The sequence below is a fragment of the Streptomyces sp. TM32 genome (assembly GCF_004122755.1).
Lineage (GTDB): Bacteria > Actinomycetota > Actinomycetes > Streptomycetales > Streptomycetaceae > Streptomyces > Streptomyces sioyaensis.
In genome coordinates, this window is the sequence record NZ_SDIG01000090.1 from 1 (window position 1) to 17,361 (window position 17,361).

Here is a 17,361-nt window from a genome sequence, read left to right on the forward strand (position 1 = left end):
GCCTTTCCCCTTCCCCGCCCCGGTGCCCTTCGCCTGTCCCCTCCGCCCCTGTGCGCGCGCCTGCGCCTGTGCCTCCGCCTTGGCTTCGCCCGCGTACCTGTCGACGTACTCCTGCCCGGACAGCGCGAGGATCTCGTACATGATCTCGTCGGTGACGGCGCGCAGGATGAAGCGTTCGTCCTCCATGCCCGCGTACCGCGAGAAGTCCAGCGGTGCGCCGAAACGGATGGTGATCCGCATCGCGCGCGGCAGCCGACGGCCCGTCGGCTGTGCCTCGAAGGTGCCGATCATCGCGCAGGGCACCACCGGTACGCCCGCGGTGATGGCCATCGAGGCGACTCCGGTACGCCCCTTGTAGAGCCGGCCGTCGTGCGAGCGGGTGCCCTCCGGGTAGATCCCCAGGAGGTGGCCCTTGCGGAGGACGGAGAGGCCGGAGGAGAGCGCCGCCCGCGAGGCGCGGCCGCCGGAACGGTCCACCGGGATCTGCCCGACGCCGCGGAAGAACGCCGCGGTCAGCCGGCCCTTGAGGCCGGGCCCGGTGAAGTACTCCGCCTTGGCCAGAAAGGTCACCCGGCGCGGCACGATCGCCGGCATCACGAAGTGATCGGCGAACGAGAGGTGATTGCCCGCGATGATCGCCGCGCCCTCTTCCGGGATGTGCTCCAGCCCCTCGACCCGTGGCCGGAACACCAGCCGCAGCAGCGGTCCGAGGAGGAGGTACTTCAGCACCTGATAGAGCACGGAACAGCTCCCTCTTGCGTCGGGTGGCCATGCGGTGATGCCGTTCCAGGTCACGAGGGGCCCAGGGACGGCCAGTGAGTTTATGGACACATACCGCTGCCGGTAACCACCTTCGGCCGGATCGATGCTGTCCCCGCCCGGTGTCCGGAGGACGGGCGGCCCCGCTCGTCAGGCGCACGCGCACCCCGCTCGCGAGGTTCGCCGGTGTGCTGCGGCTGTCCGAAAACCCGCGCCGGCGGCTCACCCACGGCCACCCGGAACAGGTGCGCGAGGCGCTGCGCCGGACCGTACGGCCGAGGGGGCGGACGACACCGACTTCCCCTACCGGAGCGGTCAACAGCCGCGCCGGGCCGCCTCGTTCCTCGACCAGGGCCCGTGGCACCCGAACCCCCGCACTCTCGCAGAGACACCCGCCCTTCGGGAATCCCCTTTGGCATCCGCGTACAACTTTCAACCCGTCCTGAACGAGGCACGGTTGGCGCGTCGTACTGTCCGGCAACCGCGCCTGAACCCACGGTTCCAGGCCGAGGACAGGAGTTCAGATGTCTCGAAAGAGAACAGTCGGCCGGCGTCAGAAGATCATTGTCTGCGTCAGTGCCGCGGCGCTGGTCGGCGGCATCGCCATCGCCACCACGGGCACCAGCCAGGCCTCGGTGGCCTGCGACGGGCTGGCCACGGCGCTGAGCAACAACCAGAAGTTCATCGCCGACCAGCAGGCCCACCCGGACGCCCAGTCGGCGGCCCGCATCGCCAACCGGCAAGCCGTGATCAAGGAGATCCAGGTCAAACAGAATGCCGCCGGCTGCTCCGCGGAGGGGGGCGGGGGTGAGGCCGCGGGCGCGCCGCCGGCGAAGCAGCCACCCGCCGGCGAAGCCCCGCCCGGCTCGGCGGATCCGTCCGGATCGGCGGATCAGTCCGGATCGGGCGACTCCGCGGCCTCCGGGGCCCCGCCGGCCGCGGGCGGTTCGTCGGCCGACGGCGATGTGGTCTGCCCGGGCTCGACGGTGACCCTCTCCGGCGAGGGCGGCGCTCCGGCGGCGTCCAGCGACCAGTTCCCCACCGGGACCAAGCTGAAGGTGACGAACCTGGACAACAACAAGTCGACGACCGTCTCCGTGACGTCCACCTCGGGCAGTTGTGCGCTGCTGAACAACGCGGCGTTCGAGCAGGTACGTGAGGAGGGGAAGAACCTGATCCGGCGCGCCCGGATCGAGCGTGTGGGGTAGTCCCGGTCCGGTGGCCGGCAGCGGAGCCGCCTCCTCCGTTGCCGGCCACCCTGTCGTCAGGGCGTGGATCGAAGGACCGTCCGGGCGACCTCACGGCGTGGCCGCTTGTCCACCGGCGCCCGGCGAGGTGGCCTGGGGCCGCTGGGCGCCGCGCGTCCCTGTCGGGCTCCCGCATCCGATCCCACCGACGTTGCCAGGAGACCTCGATGCCCGTGAGCCGTGGATCCGCCCGTACCGCCGTGCTCGCCGCCCTCTCGGCGGCCCTGCTCGGCACGCTCGGCGTCGGCCCGGCCGGCGCAGATGAGCCACCCGTGGACCAGGGCCTGCAGCTCACCGTGTCCGGATCCGGCAACACCTGGGTCCGCGGGGTACGGCTGAGCTGCCCCGACACCTACCGCCGGCATCCGCATGCGCTCGCCGCCTGCAACGCACTGACCTGGGCGCGCGGAGACCTGGACGCACTGCCCGGTGAGCCGCACTCCTGCACCCGCGAGTACGACCCGGTCACCGTCACCGCGACCGGCACCTGGCGCGGCAGCCCGGTGAACTGGCGCAAGGAGTTCCCCAACGCGTGCACCATGGACTCCGCCACCGGGCCCGTCTTCCGCTTCTGAACCGGGCCCGCGCGCGCCGTGGGCCGCGCCGTACGCCGCTTCGGGCGGGGCGCTCAGACCGGTCGCGCGGCCACCACTCCGATCGTCACCAACGCCAGCACCACCCAGGAGAACCAGAGCCAGCCATTGGCGCCCAACGCCACGGTGTAGGCGGTCGCCACCACCAGTCCGGTCACCGTGCACACGGCCATCGTCTTAGCAGATCCGGGCATACCCGCAACCTCCTCAGGGCGGTCCGGGCGCCAATGCCACGGGCCGCGGCCATGGGACCATCGTCCCCGGCCGCGGCCCGTACCGCCAGAGTGGCGACCCGCCCGCCCGTCGCCCGACCTCCACCCCCAGAAGACGGCGCTACGCGCCGACCTGCCGTTATCGCCCCCGTGCGTGCAGCGAGGCGAGATAGGCGTTGTAGTCGGCCAGATCCTTGTCGCCGTTGCGGTCGGCGGCCCGGTCCGCGCGCTGCGACTGCCGCGCCTCGGACTTGTACCACTGGTAGACCAGGGCGATCAGCACCACGACGGACGGGATCTCGCTGAAGGCCCAGGCGATGCCGCCGGCGGCCGTCTGGTCCGCCAGCGCCTCGATCCCGAGCGAGGCCGGCGGGTGCACGAAGGTGTCGACCATCGGCTCCGAGGCCATCATCAGCGCGATGCCGAAGAACGCGTGGAACGGCATGCCCGCGAACAGCTCCAGCATCCGCATGACGTAGCCCGGCCGGTGCGGGCCCGGGTCGACTCCCATGATCGGCCAGAAGAACACCAGGCCGACCGCGAGGAAGTGCACCATCATCCCGATGTGCCCGGCCCGCGACTCCATCAGGAAGTCGAACAGCGGGGAGAAGTAGAGCGCGTAGAGGCTCGCGATGAAGAGCGGGATGGTGAACGCGGGGTGCGTGATGATCCGCATGTAGCGGCTGTGCAGCAGCGCCACCAGCAGCTCGCGCGGGCCCTTGCGGCCGCGCCCGGCGGCCGGCAGCGCCCGCAGCGCGAGCGTCACCGGCGCCCCGAGCAGCAGCAGGATCGGCGAGAGCATGCTGACGACCATGTGCTGGACCATGTGCACGCTGAACATCGCCATGCCGTAGTCGTTCAGCTTGGTGCACATCACCAGCGCCACGGTCACGACGCCCAGCGTCCAGGCGACGATCCGGCCCACCGGCCAGGCATCACCCCGCCGCCGCAGCCGGAGCACCGCCCAGCCGTAGAGGGCCAGTCCCAGCAGGCAGCCGACGAGAAAGAACGGATCACCACCGAACTCCAGGCCCCGCCCCAGCGTGAACGGCGGCAGATCCATGTTCATGCCGTCCATGCCGTGCCCGCTGTGATCCATCCGCTCGCTCCTGATTCGTACCGATACTCCGGCCCACAAGACTAGAACCGCCCCCGGCCGGAACAGCGGCCGGGGGCGGTTCGTACAACGGGTCGGTGCGCACCGGGACCAGGTCCGGTGCGGTGACTAGGTCCGGTCCGGTGCGGTGCTCACAGCACGCACTCGGCCTCGTCATAGCGCTCCACGGGCACCGTCTTGAGCGTCTCGACGGCCTCGGCCAGCGGCACCAGCGTGATGTCCGTGCCGCGCAGCGCCGTCATCATCCCGAAGTCGCCGCGGTGCGCGGCCTCGACGGCGTGCCAGCCGAAGCGGGTGGCGAGCACCCGGTCGTACGCGGTGGGCGTACCGCCGCGCTGTACATGGCCGAGGATGACCGGGCGGGCCTCCTTGCCGAGGCGGTCCTCCAGCTCCACGGAGAGCTGTCGGGCGACGCCGGCGAAGCGCTCGTGGCCGTACATGTCCTTGCCGCCGATGTCGAAGGACATCGTGCCCTCGCGCGGCTTGGCGCCCTCGGCGACCACCACGATCGCGAACTTCTTGCCGGCCTCGAACCGCTCGGCCACCCGCGCGGTGAGCTCGTCGATGTCGAAGGGCCGCTCCGGCACCACGATGGCGTGCGCACCGGCCGCCATCCCCGAATGCAGCGCGATCCAGCCGGTGTGCCGGCCCATCACCTCGACGATCATCACCCGCTGATGGGACTCCGCGGTGGTCTTGAGCCGGTCCAGCGCCTCGGTGGCGACACCCACCGCGGTGTCGAAGCCGAACGTCACGTCCGTGACCGCGATGTCGTTGTCGATCGTCTTCGGTACGCCGACGATCGGCAGCCCGGCGTCCGACAGCAGCCGCGCCGCCTTCAGCGTGCCCTCGCCGCCGATCGGGATGATCGCGTCCAGGCCCAGTTCGGCGACGTGGCCGCGGGCGCGCTCCACGCCGTCGCGCAGATGGGCGGGCTGGACCCGGGAGGACCCGAGGATGGTGCCGCCGCGCGCCAGGATGCCGCCGACGGCATCGAGGTCCAGCTTGCGGTAATCGCACTCCAGCAAGCCCTTCCAGCCATCGCGGAAGCCGATCACCTCATCGCCGTGATCAGCGGTGGCGCGGTGGACGACGGACCGGATGACGGCGTTCAGGCCGGGGCAGTCGCCGCCGGAGGTGAGGACACCAATACGCATTGCTTGAAAACCCTTGCAACTCAACCGGAGGCCCGGACCCCGTCGTCCGGTTGGATCCCGCTCACCCTACAAGCGCGGGGCCGCCGGGCACACGAACGCCCGCAGTGCGGGACTGCGGGCGTTCGAAAAGGGGTCAATTCCGGCAAATGTCACATGCGGCTGTCTCGCCCGAACGTGCCGTCACCCGGTATCAGGCGGGCTGGGTCGCCGCCGCGATCCGCTCCTGGCGCAGCGCCTCGTACCAGCGGTCCTCCACCGGAGGCAGCGCATTGACGTCCAGCGCCAGCTTGATCAGCAGGTCGGCGATGTGCGGATTGCGGGCCATCACCGGACCGTGCATGTACGTGCCGAAGACGGTGTCGTTGTACGCGCCCTCGTAGCCGTCGCCGACGCCGTTGCCCTTGCCGAACCGCACCTTGGCGAACGGCCGGGCCGTCTTGCCCAGATGCGTGACGCCCTGGTGGTTCTCGAAGCCGGTCAGCGGTGGCAGCCCCAACTGCGGGTCGATGTCCGCGAGTACGTCGCCGACGCAGCGCTCCGCCTCGCCGCGGGTGCTCACCACGTCCAGCAGACCCACGCCCTGCTGCCGCTCCCCGAGGTCATTGATGAACTCGTGGCCCAGGATCTGGTAGCCGGCGCAGACCGAGAAGACGATCGCGCCGTTGGAGACCGCGCGGTTCAGTCCGCCGTCACGGATCAGCCGCTCCGAGGCCAGCCGCTGCGGCCGGTCCTCACCGCCGCCGATCAGATAGATGTCGCCGGAGGTGGGGATCTGCTGGTCGGAGCGCACGTCCAGGCGCTGTACGTCCAGACCGCGCTGGCGCGCCCGCCGCTCCACCACCAGGGCGTTGCCCTGGTCGCCGTACGTGCTCAGCAGGTCCGGGTAGATCCACACCAGGCGCAGGCTGTTGTCACTCATGCTCGCTCGTCCTTTACGTCGGTGGACCGTACTCAGTTGCCCACGCGGCGGCGCAGGTCCTGGAAGGCCGTGTAGTTGGCGATGACCTCGATCCGTCCGGGCGGCGCCGTCCGCACCGCCTCGTCGAGGCTCTCGCACACCTGGAAGTCGAGTCCCGCGACCTCCAGGCGCACCGCGAGGTCCAGCTTGCGGTCGCCCAGCACGAAGATCGGGTGCCCGGCCAGCCGGGTGTAGTCGACGTCCCACAGCCAGGAGGTGTCCGTGCCGTCCGCGCCGCGCGCGTTCACCGACATGATCACCGGGGTCGGCGGCGGGTCGATCAGCGAGAACGTCTCCAGCCAGCCGGCCGGGTTCTTCGCCAGCAGCAGCCGCAGCTCCCGCTCCATGAACGTGATCACGTCGTAGCGGCCGGCCACGGCCTGCACCGAGAACATCCGCTCCAGGGCCACCTGCGGCGGCACCCCGAACGCGGCGGCGACCGCGGCGGAGGTGGTGGCGTTCGCGCGGTTGGCGCGCCCCGGCAGCTGGAGCTTGATCGGCCAGGCGCTGCCGTGCGGATCGAGGACATGATCGCCGGAGAGCGCCCAGCTGGGCGTGGGACGGCGGAAGCCGCACTCGGCGCAGAACCAGTCCTCGCCCGGCCGCTGCATCACGCCACCGCACGAGGGGCAGGACCAGGCGTCGTCCTTCCATTCCTGCCCGGCCGCGACCCACACCACATTCGCGGACGACGAGGCCGCCCACACGATCAGCGGGTCGTCCGCGTTGGCGATGATCAGCGCCTTGGAGCCGGCCAGGCCCTCGCGCCAGTGCTCGGCCAGCATCCGGGTCTCCGCGGCGCGGTCGAGCTGGTCGCGCGAGAGGTTCAGCAGCGCTATGGCCTTCGGCGTCGTATCGCGTGCCACACCGGCGAGGTACTTCTCGTCCACCTCGATGACGCCGTACTTGGCGTCCGAGCCGCCGGCCAGTGCCGAGGTGATACCGGCCGGCATGTTGGCGCCGAGCGCATTGGAGACCACCGGGCCGCTGGCCCGCAAAGCCTCCGCGATCAGCCGCGTCGTGGTCGTCTTGCCGTTCGTCGCCGACACCAGGATGACGTCCAAGTGCCGGGCCAGCCGCGCCAGCAGGTCGGGGTCGAGCTTGAGCGCCACCCGGCCACCGATCACCGATCCGCTGCCGCGGCCCGCCGCGCGCGACACCGCCGCCGCGGCCTTGCCTGCCGTCACGGCCAGCTTGGCCCGCGGCGACAGCGGCTCCGTGTTGCCTGCCATCGTCCTTGATCCTCCTTGCATCCGGCGCCCGCCTGCCGTACGGCTGCCGGTGGAACGCCTCCTCCGCAGCCGATGACCGGCCGGGGCTTCGGTCGGGGATCAGCCTATCGAGATACGGCGGCGGGCCCGAAACCCGCCACCCATGCGGCGACAACCGGGAGCGGGCCGGGCCGTACCCTTGCCCCCATGCGTTCCCGCACCATCCAGGGCAGTTCCGGACGTGTCCACCCCCTGCGCCTGCTCGGCGACCCGGCCCTGACCGAGCCCTGCCAGGAGGTCACCGCATTCGACGGTGCGCTGGAACGGCTGGTCGAGGACATGTTCGCGACGATGTACGCCGCGCAGGGCGTGGGCCTGGCCGCCAACCAGATCGGCGTTCCGCTGCGGGTGTTCGTATACGACTGTCCCGACGACGAGGACCGCCGTCACCTCGGCCATCTCGTCAACCCCCGGCTCGTCGAGGCCGACGGTCCGGTCCTCCGCGGTCCCGAGGGCTGTCTGTCGCTCCCCGGCATCGAGGCCGGCACCCCGCGCCACGACCACGCCGTCGTGACCGGGGCCAGCGTCACGGGCGAGCCCAGGACGGTGACCGGCACCGGCTTCTTCGCCCGCTGTCTGCAGCACGAGTGCGACCACCTCGACGGCGGCCTCTACGTCGACCACCTCACCGGGCTGCGCCGCCGCCGGGCGCTGCGGGCGGCGGCCAGGGCCCCGTGGGCCGCGGCGGCGGGGGCGCCCGGCCGCTGAGCGACCGCCGGTCCGCCCCCGGACGGGCCGGTGCTCAGAAGCCGGGACCGTCCTCGCGGTCCGCGACCGTGGCCAGCTGCCCCCAGAGCAGATCGGCCAGCTGCTTGACCAACTGCTCGCGGGAGCACGGGCGTTCGCGCAGCCACCAGTCGCCGGCTCCGTGCATCATGCCGACGATGCCGTGCCCCCAGACGCGTGCCGTCAGCTCGCCGCCGGGCCCCAGGTCCAGTCGGTCGCTGATCACCTTGGCCAGCTCCTCGCCGAGCCGGCGCAGCAGCGGCGCGGAGTGCCGTCCCACGTCGAAGCCGGTCTCGGGCCCGGTGTCCTCGTCGGACGGGTGCATCAGAAAGCGGTACACCTGCGGCTGGCTCTCGATCGCGAGCAGGTAGGCGTCGAGGGTGGCCTCGACCCGGTCCCGGCGCAGGACGGGTGCGTCCAGCGCGGTCGCCAGATTGGCCAGCAGGGCATCCGTGTGCCGCAGGGCGAGCGCGCGGTACAGCCCGCCCTTGTCCCCGAAGTGCCGGTAGAGGATCGGCTTGGTGATACCGGCCTCGGCGGCGATGGCGTTCATCGAGGCGTCCGGGCCGTCGCGCAGCACAATGCGCTCGGCGGCCTCCAGCAGCTCCCGCCGCCTGCGCTCGGTCGCCGACTGCTGCCGGCCGCTGCGCTTGGTGCGTTCCATGGTCGTGCTCCCCACCCTTGTGAATCCGTGGCGCTGGCGCAACGTAACACCCGTTCTCCGCGGCGAATTCGTCCCCAGGGGAGTTGACATCCCTTACTGGCGAGTAACACACTTCGGGTTACCGCTAGTAACATCGTACGGCCTGCAGCACTGGAGGGGACATGGCCGAGTTCACCATGGAGCTCAACGACGAGCAGAAGGAAGTCCGTGACTGGATTCACGGCTTCGCTGCGGACGTCATGCGCCCCGCTGCCGCCGAGTGGGACGAGCGCGAGGAGACGCCCTGGCCCGTCATCCAGGAAGCCGCCAAGATCGGGCTGTACTCGCTGGACTTCTACGCCCAGCAGTTCTTCGACCCCACGGGCCTCGGCATCCCCATGACCATGGAGGAGCTGTTCTGGGGTGACGCCGGCATCGGTCTGTCGATCGTGGGCACCGGACTCGCGGCCGTCGGTGTGCTCGCGAACGGCACCGAGGAGCAGATCGGCACCTGGGTCCCGCAGATGTACGGCGACGTGAACGACGTCAAGGTCGCCGCCTTCTGCTCGTCGGAACCGGACGCCGGCTCGGACGTCGCCGCGATGCGTACCCGCGCGGTCTACGACGAGGCCAAGGACGAGTGGGTGCTCAACGGCACCAAGACCTGGGCCACCAACGGTGGCATCGCCAATATCCACGTCGTCGTCGCGGTCGTCGACCCCGAGCTGGGCTCCAAGGGGCACGCCTCGTTCCTCGTCCCCCCGAACACCCCCGGTCTCTCCCAGGGCCAGAAGTTCAAGAAGCACGGCATCCGCGCCTCGCACACCGCCGAGGTCGTCCTGGAGAACGTCCGCGTCCCCGGCCACTGCCTCCTCGGCGGCAAGGAGAAGCTCGACGAGCGCCTCGCCCGCGCCCGCGAGCGCGCGAAGGCCGGCACTGAGAGGGTCAAGAACGCCGCGATGGCCACCTTCGAGGCGTCCCGCCCGGCCGTCGGCGCGATGGCGGTCGGTACCGCCCGCGCGGCCTACGAGGAGGCCCTGGAGTACGCCACGACCCGCTCCCAGTTCGGCCGACCGATCATCGACAACCAGGGCGTGGCCTTCCAGCTCGCCGATATGCGTACCCAGATCGACGCGGCCCGGCTGCTGGTCTGGCGCGCCTCCTGGATGGCCGTGACCGGCAAGCCCTTCACCTCCGCGGAGGGCTCCATGTCCAAGCTCTTCGCCAGCGAGGTCGCGAAGAAGGTCACCGCACAGGCCGTACAGATCCTCGGCGGCAACGGCTTCACCCGCGAATACCCGGTGGAGCGGATGCACCGTGACGCCGCCATCTACACGATTTTTGAGGGCACGAGCGAGATCCAGCGGCTGGTGATCGCCCGGACGCTGTCCGGGATGCCGATTCGCTGACTTAAAGTCCCAGTAGGACACGCGTAGATGGCTCTGGAAAGGATGCCCCCGACCTCACTGGAAGGCGGGGGCATCGATCGCGTTCGGAGAGCCTCAAACGGCTTGTGGGAGATATTTGGGAGATCGTTTGCGGCGGGGAGGCGTGAACTCGGGGAACGGCCCGTACTCGCGGCGATCCAGGACCGGGCGGAGAGAGTCCTCCCACAGTCCCTGCAGTTGATCGGCGATCCTCAGCTCCATGGGCAGCGTCACATGCGAGTAAACACCCTCTACACCCTGCAGTACATGCCCCATACGAGCTTCAACAGCGACACGGGGATGGCCGCCTTCGTCCAGCCAGACCTTGTGGCTGTGCCGGAGCCCGTGCGGCACCATGCCCTCGACACCCAGGACCGGTCGGATGCCGGCGCGCGCCCTGGCTCCTCGCACGACTCCCCGCGGCGCCCGGCCGCTCACGATGGGATGCCAGGTCTCGGCGTACCAGTCGCCGCCACGGATCATCCGGCCGCCCTTAGGGGCAGTGAAGACCCACTCGGACGGGCGGGAGTCCACCAGCTCTTGCAGCAACTCGGCCAGAAACTGAGGGATGATCAAGCCGCGCCCGGAGTCGTACTTCGGCTGGATCTCTGTGAACGCCCCTCCGACATACTGGCTTTGTTGGAGGGCGTGGATGCGAGGCCCTCGCTCCTTGTCATTGAGGGTGAGCTGATCGCGGTGCACGGCCGCCAACTCGCCGATGCGCAGCCCTGTGTAGGCGGATGTGAGGACGATGGCGTACTCGTTGAGGCCGCGCATCTCCAGGGCGTTCCTGGCGACCAGGAGAGCCTGCCGAGGCGTCGCAATGATCTTCTTCTCTGGCCGCTGTGACTGGAACCGTCCACGGCGGCCGGACTTCCGCGCAGCGACGGGGTTATCTCTCCGCAACCCCTCACTCACGGCGTCGTCCATCATGGTGCGGAAGACGCCCACTACGCCGTCAGCGTAGTTCTTGCTAATCCGCCCCCGGAGCGCCTTCTCCCACGTGGCGACTACGACAGGGGAGACATCGCCGACGGGTACAGAGCCCCACTGGGGGAGGATCTGGCATTTGAGTCGGCGTCGGTACTCCATGTCGCTGAGCGGCCCGACATCGATCGACTCGATCCACCCTGCAGCCCAGTCGGCTACTGTGACGCGGCCATCGCGCGGATTGATGAACTGCTTGCGGCGGACGTCGGTCTCCAGGCCGTGTGCGTACTCGCGAGCCGAGCGTTCGGTATAGAACGGCTGCCCGTTGTCATCCTTGGAGACCGATCCCCAGGTGCCGTTGGGGAGTTTGTACCGTCCGCGGTAGCGCCATTTGCGGGCCTTCTTGTCCCAGCCGCGCTTCTCGCCGTATGCCATCAGTCACCTCACTGGGGTCTGTCCCGCCGACCGTCTTGGGGGGAACGGCCGGGCGGGGACCATGTTCTGACAGTCAACCAGTGTGGGTACGGACTTGATGTGCGCTGCGCCGACGCCGGTTGGCTACGAGCGCGGTGAGGGCCGCCGAGATGAGCTCGGCGGATTCTTCCTCGATGAGCTGCTCAAGAATGTAGATCGTGTAGCAGTCGACCTGATCGTCGACGAAGATCACAGTGTTGTGCGGCATGCTGGGCACGCGCTCAATCTGGACCCGCATCTGGCCCCCAAACCTGTCCGAGCGTGGCCCCCTCGGTAGGTTGAACATGGAATCACATGAACAGGTCAAAGGTGGAGGGGTTCGCAAGGATCCATGAGCGTTTAGTTACGCTTCACTCGCCGAAGGTGACTGATCTTCGCTTCCGCCAAGGTTCTCCAAGTGCCGCTGGGCGGCAGCCCAGGCGAGCAAGTCCTTGCGGATCTGCTCCGGCGACGCGTCGGGCTTCCCCTTCACAACCACGATCATCCGCGCGTCAGAACCGAGTGGCGTCAGGTCGAGGACCGTGGTGTCCAGCAGGGGGCCGTCGGCAAGCTCCTGAACGATCCGCAGGGGGAGCTCCGTCACGGTGCCGGCTCGATCGGTGTCGTCGTCGTGTGACGGGGTTGGTTCGCCGCCCTCGAGTACCGCCTGAGCCGATCCCTCTCTCCAGTTCAGTGCGCGTTCAACCCTCGGAAGGCTCGTCGGGATCCGGGATCGGGACTCGCCAGCCTCGAGGTTTTGGATGGTGGATTCACTGACCCCAGCCGCAGAGGCGAGGTCGACCTGTGTGAGGCGCAGCGCCTGCCGCGCGTCCTTGATGGCTTCTGCGAGCCGCTTCCAGTCCCTACCCATGGGTTCATCATGCCTCACGGCTAGGCAACAGGCACCTAGGGGTACACGTAAACGACCAGTATTAATCGGTGCAGTAGGCGCATTTTTGTTGCCTCTTCATGTATTTCGGGGGCGCACGCGGTGCCACCGACAGGCCCGCACGTGCGCTCCATCGGGCACCCGGTGACGCCCCTCGTTGGGTGCTCAACACCCAAAAAAGCCGCCCGAAGCCCACTCAACACCTTGCGAACACCCATCAGCGGGGTTAGTTTATGTCGCGTGACACCGAACGGAGCCGCAATAAGGGCCTTCCGTGAGGTCCGCGGCCTGGGGTTGAACCAGCTCGCGCACCTAATCGGGATCGACCCCAGCTTCCTCTCGCGAATCGAGACCGAGCAGCGAGGAGCAGCGGCACACACGATCGACGCCATCGCGCTGCGACTGGGTATTCCGGTCGCAGCCATCACCAGGGAGAGACCTTGTGACCACGAACGAGCTGGCTAGCCGCCCCTCCGGGGCCAGCGTCGTCATCGACCTGACGCTCCTGGAGCGACTCGTAAACGCCGTGGAGAAGGTCGGCAGCCTCAACCAGCCGGCCGACGACCTCAGGGCGTACACGCCGGCCGAGGCCGCTGGGCTCCTCGGCAAGACCGAAAACTGGGTGACTGAGGCCATCCAGGCTCGGCGTATCCCCTTCACCTACGTCGGCCGCAGCCCCCGCCTCACTGCCGCGCACATCCGCTGGGTTCTGGAGAACGGTGAAGTTCAGCCGAACCAGTTCTCCCGCAAGCGCGCCGCCATCGCCGCCTAAGCGGCCTACGGGCCCAGCCGCCGGGCTCTCACACACCGGCAACCGGGCCCTACGACGCACAACCCCAACCACAGAAGGGCAGGCGTCATGAACGCCATTGAATCATCAGCCGCATCAACCACTCGACAGCTCACGCCCAAGCGCGAGCAGATCATTCGTCAGCAGCAGCCGGGTGACTGGCTGACCGAGCCATGGCTGATCCGCGAGGCGGTCACCGCTGAGGGCGACGTCTGGCAGGTGACGCTGCAGGGGAAGGTCCTGGCGACGCTGCCGGACTGGGCAGGGAACCTGGCCCTCTGGATTGCCGAGACTCACGACGACGTGCCCGAGTTGCTGGGCGAGATCGACCGCCTGCGAGCCCGGATCACCGAGCTGACCGCGCTGCTGGACAAGGCGCAGGCCGAGGCTCGTACCGCGAAGGCGGGTGCGTGATGGCGACTGCGACCCCGACCCCGCCTGCCCGCGATATCGCCGCCCTGGATGAGCAGGCCCGAAAGCTCCTGGCCATCGAACTGGACCGGCTGCAGCAGCGGATTCCGTTGACGGATGGTCGGCTGGCCGAGCAGCGGCACCTGCTGGACGCGGATCTCGACACGTGTTTGCCGCTTCCGGGCGTTGAGCACAAGGCCCCGGACGCGGCTGGCAGCACGCTGAACCAGTTCCTGGCTGACCTGTCCGGCGGTGATCTGCCCGCCACCGCAGTACGCGAGGGTCGTTGCCTTCGGTCGCCGATCGGCTGCGGTCAGCCCCTGATCGAGGACGGTGCGGCCCGGGTCTTCTGGGACGAGGCCGAGGCCGCGCGGTACGAGGCGGAGTGGCGCATCACCGGCCTGTGCCCCAACTGCCAGGACCGCATCGACGCCGACGAGGAGAACGACCGTGGCTGACGACTACCCGGAGATCGCGGCCCGTTTCGCCCGCGACACTGCCCAGCACCAGATGACCGTCCTGCACGACGACGGGCTGTACCGGCACCTGCGGTTCGAGCGGCCGAACCGCCAGTACGCCTTCGAGCTGATCACGTGGCCGTACAACCTCGTCGTCAAGTCGGGCTGGACGTTCCACTTCGACATCGACGCGACCCCGGACATGTTCGACCTGTTCCGCAACACCGCGTTCCCCGGCGAGATCAACCCCGGCTACTGGTCGGAGAAGGTCCGCGCTGGCCGCGACGAGATCGAGGCCTTCGACCCGGAGCTGTTCGAGCGGCAGGTCAAGCGGTACGTCGTCCACTCCATCCGCGAGGGCGAGGCCCCGCGCGGCATCGGCGCCGAGGTCACCCGCGAAATCTTCGAGTGGGGCGACATCGCCCACGAGGCTGGGGCCCGCGCCGAGTTGGAGGCGTTCAGCTACGAGGGCTGGACGTTCGACGACACTTCGGAGTGGGACTTCCGGGACTACACGCCGGGGTTCCTGCACTCCTGCCACGCAATCCGCGCGGGCATCGACCTGTGGAGCGCCGCCCGGAAGGTGGTGGCGGCGTGAACGCTGAGCAGTTCAACTCCCGCTACCCGGTCGGCACCCCGGTCGTGGCCTACCCCGGCTTCCGGCCCGAGGACGACCCGAAGTCCGAGCGGATCGAGACGACCACCCGCAGCCGGGCCACGCTCCTCGGCGGCCACACCGCCGTGGTGTGGGTCCACGGGCACGGCGCCTGCATCGCCCTCACTCACGTGGACGTGATCGAAACCGCCGAGGCCGTCTCGTGACCGCCCGCCGCATCCCCGCACACGACTCCACCTCTGGAGAGCAGATGCCTGAGACCTTCCTGACGGGGGCTGTGGTCCTCGGCAATGACAGCGTCAACACCGACTACATGACCGGGATCGACGGCCGTACCTTCGGCATCGTCCACATCGGCCGGCGCGTGGCGGTGCACGTCACGGACGCCAGCCCGGAGACCCTGGACGAGGTGTCCGCGGCGTTCGCCGAGCTGGCCGAGTGGAAGCGTCGCGGCGGCCTGAGGGTGGCGTCGTGACCCGGGCCGCGCTGCTGGCCGCAGCAGCCGACACGAGCCTGCGAGCCACGGACCGCGCCCAACTCCTATGGGCGGCACGTGAACTCGCCGAGTTCGACGGAACCGAATACGACCTGGCGCTTACCTGGATCGACGCCCGCGGATGCCCGTGGAAGTGGACCGTCCGCCGCACCGCCGACGACATGCCGATCATGCGGTCGGCGCTGGACGAGATCCTGCCGCTCGACGAGGTCTATGCGAGCTGGGCGCCGTTGATGCCGGCTCCTCGACCGCTGCTTGCCGCCGACGTGCGGGCAGCCCTGCGAGGTGCCGCGTGATCGCCCTGGAGATCGGCGGTCGCCGATACGAGACAGCCAGTCCGGACCTGTTCATCGCCGGCCACCGGGCAGGCGAGCGCGCCGGGCGGGCTGCCGAGGACACCGACGCCTACGTTCGCGCCTTGTACGCCCAGGGCGACCATGCCGCTGTCGCCGGTTACCTGCACGGCCTCGCCTCCGCGGCCCGCCAGCAGTTGCCGCGGCATCCCGCGTCGTGCACCTGCCCCCGCTGTTTGTTCGACCGGCGGGAACTGCGGGAGTCCATCTACCGCGTGTGGCGAGAGGCGGCAGCCGCATGACCGCCGCCGAGTGGATCGCCGCCGGGCTCGGCCTCATCTCCGCCGCAATGGTCGTCGCCTCCCAGAGGGGCAACCGGAAGGAGGGCCAGTGAAGTTCTTCAGCCGCAAGCCGCGCCGGACCAGCCCTGGCGTCGAGCTTGCACGGGTCCGGGCCGAGAACGTGGACCTCCGACGTGCACTCGGCGACGTGGAGGGGAAGTACCTCTGCGCCCTCGAAATGATCGACCGCAACGTCGGCGACCGCGCAGACCTCGCCCGGCAGGCAGCCAAGGCCACGCAGCGCATGTTCGAAGCTGAACTCGTCACCAAGTGCATCACCGACGAGAACGCCGATCTCAAGGCCGACAACGAGCGACTCCGCCGCGAACTCCTGGCCCGCACACGGCCGGTCGCCAAGGTCATCCCGCTGCAGCAGCGCGGCCCCGAAGCCGCCTGACACACCCACCGCACCGCCCTCTGAAGGGCACCGCCATGCCTGAAACGGCGTGGAAGCAGCGCCAATCCACAACTCGACATCTCCGAGGAGACTCAACATGGCCGTCACGATCAACGCTCATCAGCTCGGACTGCTCATCGACAAGACCATCGGCCACATCGGCGGCGAGTACACCGTCCCGCTCAACGGCATCCGCCTCGACGTCGACGCCGCGTTCCTGTACGCGGTGGCATCCGACCGGTACACGCTGGCCGTCGCCCGCTACCGCCTTCTGCACGACGACCAGAACGGCCAGCCTTTCGCCCGCCTCATCCCGGCCGAGTATCTGCAGTCCCTCCGCGAGTGGATCAGCAGTCAGGCCGGCTCCACATACATCAGCATCTCCGCCGAGGACCACTACCTCGAATTCGGCGGTACGCACACGGAGCTGCGCATCGGCGTCAACCCCGACCTGGAGTACCCGGACTGGCGTGGCCTGCTCCGCACCATGACCCAGCGGGATACCGAGGACGCACCATTCCCGGCCCTGAGCGCCGACTTCATGAGCCGCTGGGCCGCCACCGGCGACAACCTGCGCGTCCGCGTCACCGCCGACCAGAAGGCCGTACTCGTCTTCGGCGAGGACTTCATCGGCGCACAGATGCCCGTCCGCTACGCGGGCGTCGGCCCTATGAAGGATGAGACGTTCGACGCGGTCCGCCAGCAGTGGGAGCAGACCCTAGCCGCCGGGGCCGATGGCCTCGACATGGCCACCGACATGCCTGCCGAGGACGACTGGCCCCGCTACGAGGTGACGAAGGACGTCTACGAGACCGGTGGGGACCTGCTGCAGCAGGTGCTGAGGTCGAACGTGGACCTCCACAACGCGGGTGGCACGAGCTCGCCTGAGTTCCTCGCCCACGCAACGGCTGGTGTCCACGCCTGGATGGCGTACCGCTTCCTCGACGCCCTCCACACCGCCGACCCGCGGTTCGCTCGGACCATCGTCGCCGAGGTAGCTGAGCAGCTCGACTCCGGCGAGATCGGCGAATGGGCCTGGGACGCCGCCAAGGAAGCCGGCCACAACCCGCAGCAGTGGCACGACGAGTACGAGGCCCACCTCAATAAGCGCGCGGCCGAGAAGGCCGTTGCCGCAGAGGCTGCCGCCTGACCTGGCCGCCGCCTGACCTTCCCGATT

Annotated in this window: 24 protein-coding genes; 14 read left to right on the forward strand and 10 right to left on the reverse strand. The window is 69.3% G+C overall.

Annotated features, from left to right (window positions below; genetic code table 11):
- The coding region (locus EST92_RS19675; protein ID WP_254068919.1) for a lysophospholipid acyltransferase family protein at positions 1 to 741 on the reverse strand (741 nt) is incomplete at its 3' end.
- A gap of 542 nt (positions 742 to 1,283) precedes the next feature.
- On the opposite strand from EST92_RS19675, the gene EST92_RS19680 reads away from it, so the two are divergent.
- A complete protein-coding gene (locus EST92_RS19680) occupies positions 1,284 to 1,967 on the forward strand; it encodes a hypothetical protein (protein ID WP_129282191.1) in 684 nt (227 codons plus the stop codon).
- A 206-nt stretch (positions 1,968 to 2,173) separates the two neighbouring features.
- The gene (locus tag EST92_RS19685) at positions 2,174 to 2,581 is read left to right on the forward strand and encodes an SSI family serine proteinase inhibitor (protein WP_129282192.1); all 408 of its coding nucleotides are present in this window, start codon (positions 2,174 to 2,176) and stop codon (positions 2,579 to 2,581) included.
- A 53-nt stretch (positions 2,582 to 2,634) separates the two neighbouring features.
- Here EST92_RS19685 and EST92_RS31665 read toward each other — a convergent pair whose 3' ends face one another.
- The 5 genes from EST92_RS31665 to EST92_RS19705 all read right to left on the reverse strand — a co-directional run bounded on the left by EST92_RS31665 (position 2,635) and on the right by EST92_RS19705 (position 7,275).
- Positions 2,635 to 2,793, reverse strand: coding sequence for a hypothetical protein (locus EST92_RS31665; protein ID WP_174244068.1), 159 nt, complete (start codon positions 2,791 to 2,793; stop codon positions 2,635 to 2,637).
- A gap of 157 nt (positions 2,794 to 2,950) precedes the next feature.
- Positions 2,951 to 3,910, reverse strand: a complete 960-nt coding sequence (locus tag EST92_RS19690) for a cytochrome c oxidase assembly protein (protein ID WP_129243496.1) — start codon at positions 3,908 to 3,910, stop codon at positions 2,951 to 2,953.
- A gap of 149 nt (positions 3,911 to 4,059) precedes the next feature.
- On the reverse strand, positions 4,060 to 5,085 hold the full coding sequence (locus EST92_RS19695) for a 6-phosphofructokinase (RefSeq protein WP_129282193.1): 1,026 nt from the start codon (positions 5,083 to 5,085) through the stop codon (positions 4,060 to 4,062).
- Positions 5,086 to 5,275: 190 nt separating this feature from the next.
- Positions 5,276 to 6,004, reverse strand: a complete 729-nt coding sequence (locus EST92_RS19700) for a glutamine amidotransferase (RefSeq protein ID WP_093487645.1) — start codon at positions 6,002 to 6,004, stop codon at positions 5,276 to 5,278.
- A 32-nt stretch (positions 6,005 to 6,036) separates the two neighbouring features.
- Positions 6,037 to 7,275 carry a MurT ligase domain-containing protein gene (locus EST92_RS19705; protein WP_129282194.1) on the reverse strand — a complete coding sequence of 413 codons (1,239 nt, stop codon included), beginning with the start codon at positions 7,273 to 7,275 and terminating at the stop codon, positions 6,037 to 6,039.
- A 186-nt stretch (positions 7,276 to 7,461) separates the two neighbouring features.
- Between EST92_RS19705 and def the strand changes: the two genes are divergently transcribed.
- Entirely contained in the window at positions 7,462 to 8,022 is a 561-nt protein-coding gene (gene def / locus EST92_RS19710; RefSeq protein WP_129282195.1) for a peptide deformylase, read from the forward strand.
- A 34-nt stretch (positions 8,023 to 8,056) separates the two neighbouring features.
- On the opposite strand, the gene EST92_RS19715 is transcribed toward def, so the two are convergent.
- A complete protein-coding gene (locus tag EST92_RS19715; RefSeq protein ID WP_129282196.1) occupies positions 8,057 to 8,704 on the reverse strand; it encodes a TetR family transcriptional regulator in 648 nt (215 codons plus the stop codon).
- Positions 8,705 to 8,865: 161 nt separating this feature from the next.
- Between EST92_RS19715 and EST92_RS19720 the strand changes: the two genes are divergently transcribed.
- On the forward strand, positions 8,866 to 10,092 hold the full coding sequence (locus EST92_RS19720; protein WP_129282197.1) for an acyl-CoA dehydrogenase family protein: 1,227 nt from the start codon (positions 8,866 to 8,868) through the stop codon (positions 10,090 to 10,092).
- 93 nt (positions 10,093 to 10,185) lie between these two features.
- Here EST92_RS19720 and EST92_RS19725 read toward each other — a convergent pair whose 3' ends face one another.
- The 3 genes from EST92_RS19725 to EST92_RS19730 form a co-directional block, all read right to left on the reverse strand.
- A complete protein-coding gene (locus EST92_RS19725; protein WP_129282198.1) occupies positions 10,186 to 11,475 on the reverse strand; it encodes a tyrosine-type recombinase/integrase in 1,290 nt (429 codons plus the stop codon).
- Positions 11,476 to 11,548: 73 nt separating this feature from the next.
- On the reverse strand, positions 11,549 to 11,722 hold the full coding sequence (locus tag EST92_RS31185; RefSeq protein WP_154073983.1) for a hypothetical protein: 174 nt from the start codon (positions 11,720 to 11,722) through the stop codon (positions 11,549 to 11,551).
- Positions 11,723 to 11,857: 135 nt separating this feature from the next.
- Positions 11,858 to 12,364 (reverse strand): helix-turn-helix transcriptional regulator, encoded by a 507-nt coding sequence (locus tag EST92_RS19730; RefSeq protein ID WP_129282199.1) that lies wholly within the window; start codon positions 12,362 to 12,364, stop codon positions 11,858 to 11,860.
- A gap of 460 nt (positions 12,365 to 12,824) precedes the next feature.
- Between EST92_RS19730 and EST92_RS19740 the strand changes: the two genes are divergently transcribed.
- The 10 genes from EST92_RS19740 (at position 12,825) to EST92_RS19785 (ending at position 17,334) form a co-directional block, all read left to right on the forward strand.
- Positions 12,825 to 13,154 carry a hypothetical protein gene (locus EST92_RS19740; protein WP_129282200.1) on the forward strand — a complete coding sequence of 110 codons (330 nt, stop codon included), beginning with the start codon at positions 12,825 to 12,827 and terminating at the stop codon, positions 13,152 to 13,154.
- An 87-nt stretch (positions 13,155 to 13,241) separates the two neighbouring features.
- Positions 13,242 to 13,586, forward strand: coding sequence for a hypothetical protein (locus tag EST92_RS19745; protein ID WP_129282201.1), 345 nt, complete (start codon positions 13,242 to 13,244; stop codon positions 13,584 to 13,586).
- Positions 13,586 to 14,041: a hypothetical protein gene (locus EST92_RS19750; protein ID WP_129282202.1), complete on the forward strand. Its 456-nt coding sequence runs from the start codon at positions 13,586 to 13,588 to the stop codon at positions 14,039 to 14,041. The genes EST92_RS19745 and EST92_RS19750 overlap by 1 nt, the downstream gene beginning before the upstream one ends.
- The gene (locus tag EST92_RS19755; RefSeq protein WP_129282203.1) at positions 14,034 to 14,639 is read left to right on the forward strand and encodes a hypothetical protein; all 606 of its coding nucleotides are present in this window, start codon (positions 14,034 to 14,036) and stop codon (positions 14,637 to 14,639) included. Before EST92_RS19750 ends, EST92_RS19755 begins: the two co-directional genes overlap by 8 nt.
- Entirely contained in the window at positions 14,636 to 14,863 is a 228-nt protein-coding gene (locus tag EST92_RS19760) for a hypothetical protein (protein ID WP_129282204.1), read from the forward strand. The genes EST92_RS19755 and EST92_RS19760 overlap by 4 nt, the downstream gene beginning before the upstream one ends.
- Positions 14,864 to 14,907: 44 nt before the next feature.
- Positions 14,908 to 15,132, forward strand: coding sequence for a hypothetical protein (locus tag EST92_RS19765; RefSeq protein WP_129282205.1), 225 nt, complete (start codon positions 14,908 to 14,910; stop codon positions 15,130 to 15,132).
- Positions 15,129 to 15,449 (forward strand): phiSA1p31-related protein, encoded by a 321-nt coding sequence (locus tag EST92_RS19770; protein ID WP_129282206.1) that lies wholly within the window; start codon positions 15,129 to 15,131, stop codon positions 15,447 to 15,449. Before EST92_RS19765 ends, EST92_RS19770 begins: the two co-directional genes overlap by 4 nt.
- Positions 15,446 to 15,748, forward strand: coding sequence for a hypothetical protein (locus tag EST92_RS19775; protein ID WP_129282207.1), 303 nt, complete (start codon positions 15,446 to 15,448; stop codon positions 15,746 to 15,748). Before EST92_RS19770 ends, EST92_RS19775 begins: the two co-directional genes overlap by 4 nt.
- A gap of 88 nt (positions 15,749 to 15,836) precedes the next feature.
- A complete protein-coding gene (locus EST92_RS19780; protein WP_129282208.1) occupies positions 15,837 to 16,184 on the forward strand; it encodes a hypothetical protein in 348 nt (115 codons plus the stop codon).
- A 97-nt stretch (positions 16,185 to 16,281) separates the two neighbouring features.
- Positions 16,282 to 17,334, forward strand: a complete 1,053-nt coding sequence (locus EST92_RS19785) for a hypothetical protein (protein WP_129282209.1) — start codon at positions 16,282 to 16,284, stop codon at positions 17,332 to 17,334.
- The last annotated feature ends 27 nt before the right edge of the window (positions 17,335 to 17,361 follow it).

What these genes read in the sequence shown, in the direction of transcription:
- EST92_RS31665 (WP_174244068.1), bottom strand. Translation starts at nt 2,793, where the DNA reads ATGCCCGGATCTGCTAAGACGATGGCCGTGTGCACGGTGACCGGACTG.
- def (WP_129282195.1), top strand. Translation starts at nt 7,462, where the DNA reads ATGCGTTCCCGCACCATCCAGGGCAGTTCCGGACGTGTCCACCCCCTG.
- EST92_RS19685 (WP_129282192.1), top strand. Translation starts at nt 2,174, where the DNA reads ATGCCCGTGAGCCGTGGATCCGCCCGTACCGCCGTGCTCGCCGCCCTC.
- EST92_RS19680 (WP_129282191.1), top strand. Translation starts at nt 1,284, where the DNA reads ATGTCTCGAAAGAGAACAGTCGGCCGGCGTCAGAAGATCATTGTCTGC.
- EST92_RS19700 (WP_093487645.1), bottom strand. Translation starts at nt 6,004, where the DNA reads ATGAGTGACAACAGCCTGCGCCTGGTGTGGATCTACCCGGACCTGCTG.
- EST92_RS19720 (WP_129282197.1), top strand. Translation starts at nt 8,866, where the DNA reads ATGGCCGAGTTCACCATGGAGCTCAACGACGAGCAGAAGGAAGTCCGT.
- EST92_RS19785 (WP_129282209.1), top strand. Translation starts at nt 16,282, where the DNA reads ATGGCCGTCACGATCAACGCTCATCAGCTCGGACTGCTCATCGACAAG.
- EST92_RS19730 (WP_129282199.1), bottom strand. Translation starts at nt 12,364, where the DNA reads ATGGGTAGGGACTGGAAGCGGCTCGCAGAAGCCATCAAGGACGCGCGG.
- EST92_RS19695 (WP_129282193.1), bottom strand. Translation starts at nt 5,085, where the DNA reads ATGCGTATTGGTGTCCTCACCTCCGGCGGCGACTGCCCCGGCCTGAAC.
- EST92_RS19725 (WP_129282198.1), bottom strand. Translation starts at nt 11,475, where the DNA reads ATGGCATACGGCGAGAAGCGCGGCTGGGACAAGAAGGCCCGCAAATGG.
- EST92_RS19750 (WP_129282202.1), top strand. Translation starts at nt 13,586, where the DNA reads ATGGCGACTGCGACCCCGACCCCGCCTGCCCGCGATATCGCCGCCCTG.
- EST92_RS19745 (WP_129282201.1), top strand. Translation starts at nt 13,242, where the DNA reads ATGAACGCCATTGAATCATCAGCCGCATCAACCACTCGACAGCTCACG.
- EST92_RS19765 (WP_129282205.1), top strand. Translation starts at nt 14,908, where the DNA reads ATGCCTGAGACCTTCCTGACGGGGGCTGTGGTCCTCGGCAATGACAGC.
- EST92_RS31185 (WP_154073983.1), bottom strand. Translation starts at nt 11,722, where the DNA reads ATGCCGCACAACACTGTGATCTTCGTCGACGATCAGGTCGACTGCTAC.
- EST92_RS19705 (WP_129282194.1), bottom strand. Translation starts at nt 7,275, where the DNA reads ATGGCAGGCAACACGGAGCCGCTGTCGCCGCGGGCCAAGCTGGCCGTG.
- EST92_RS19715 (WP_129282196.1), bottom strand. Translation starts at nt 8,704, where the DNA reads ATGGAACGCACCAAGCGCAGCGGCCGGCAGCAGTCGGCGACCGAGCGC.
- EST92_RS19690 (WP_129243496.1), bottom strand. Translation starts at nt 3,910, where the DNA reads ATGGATCACAGCGGGCACGGCATGGACGGCATGAACATGGATCTGCCG.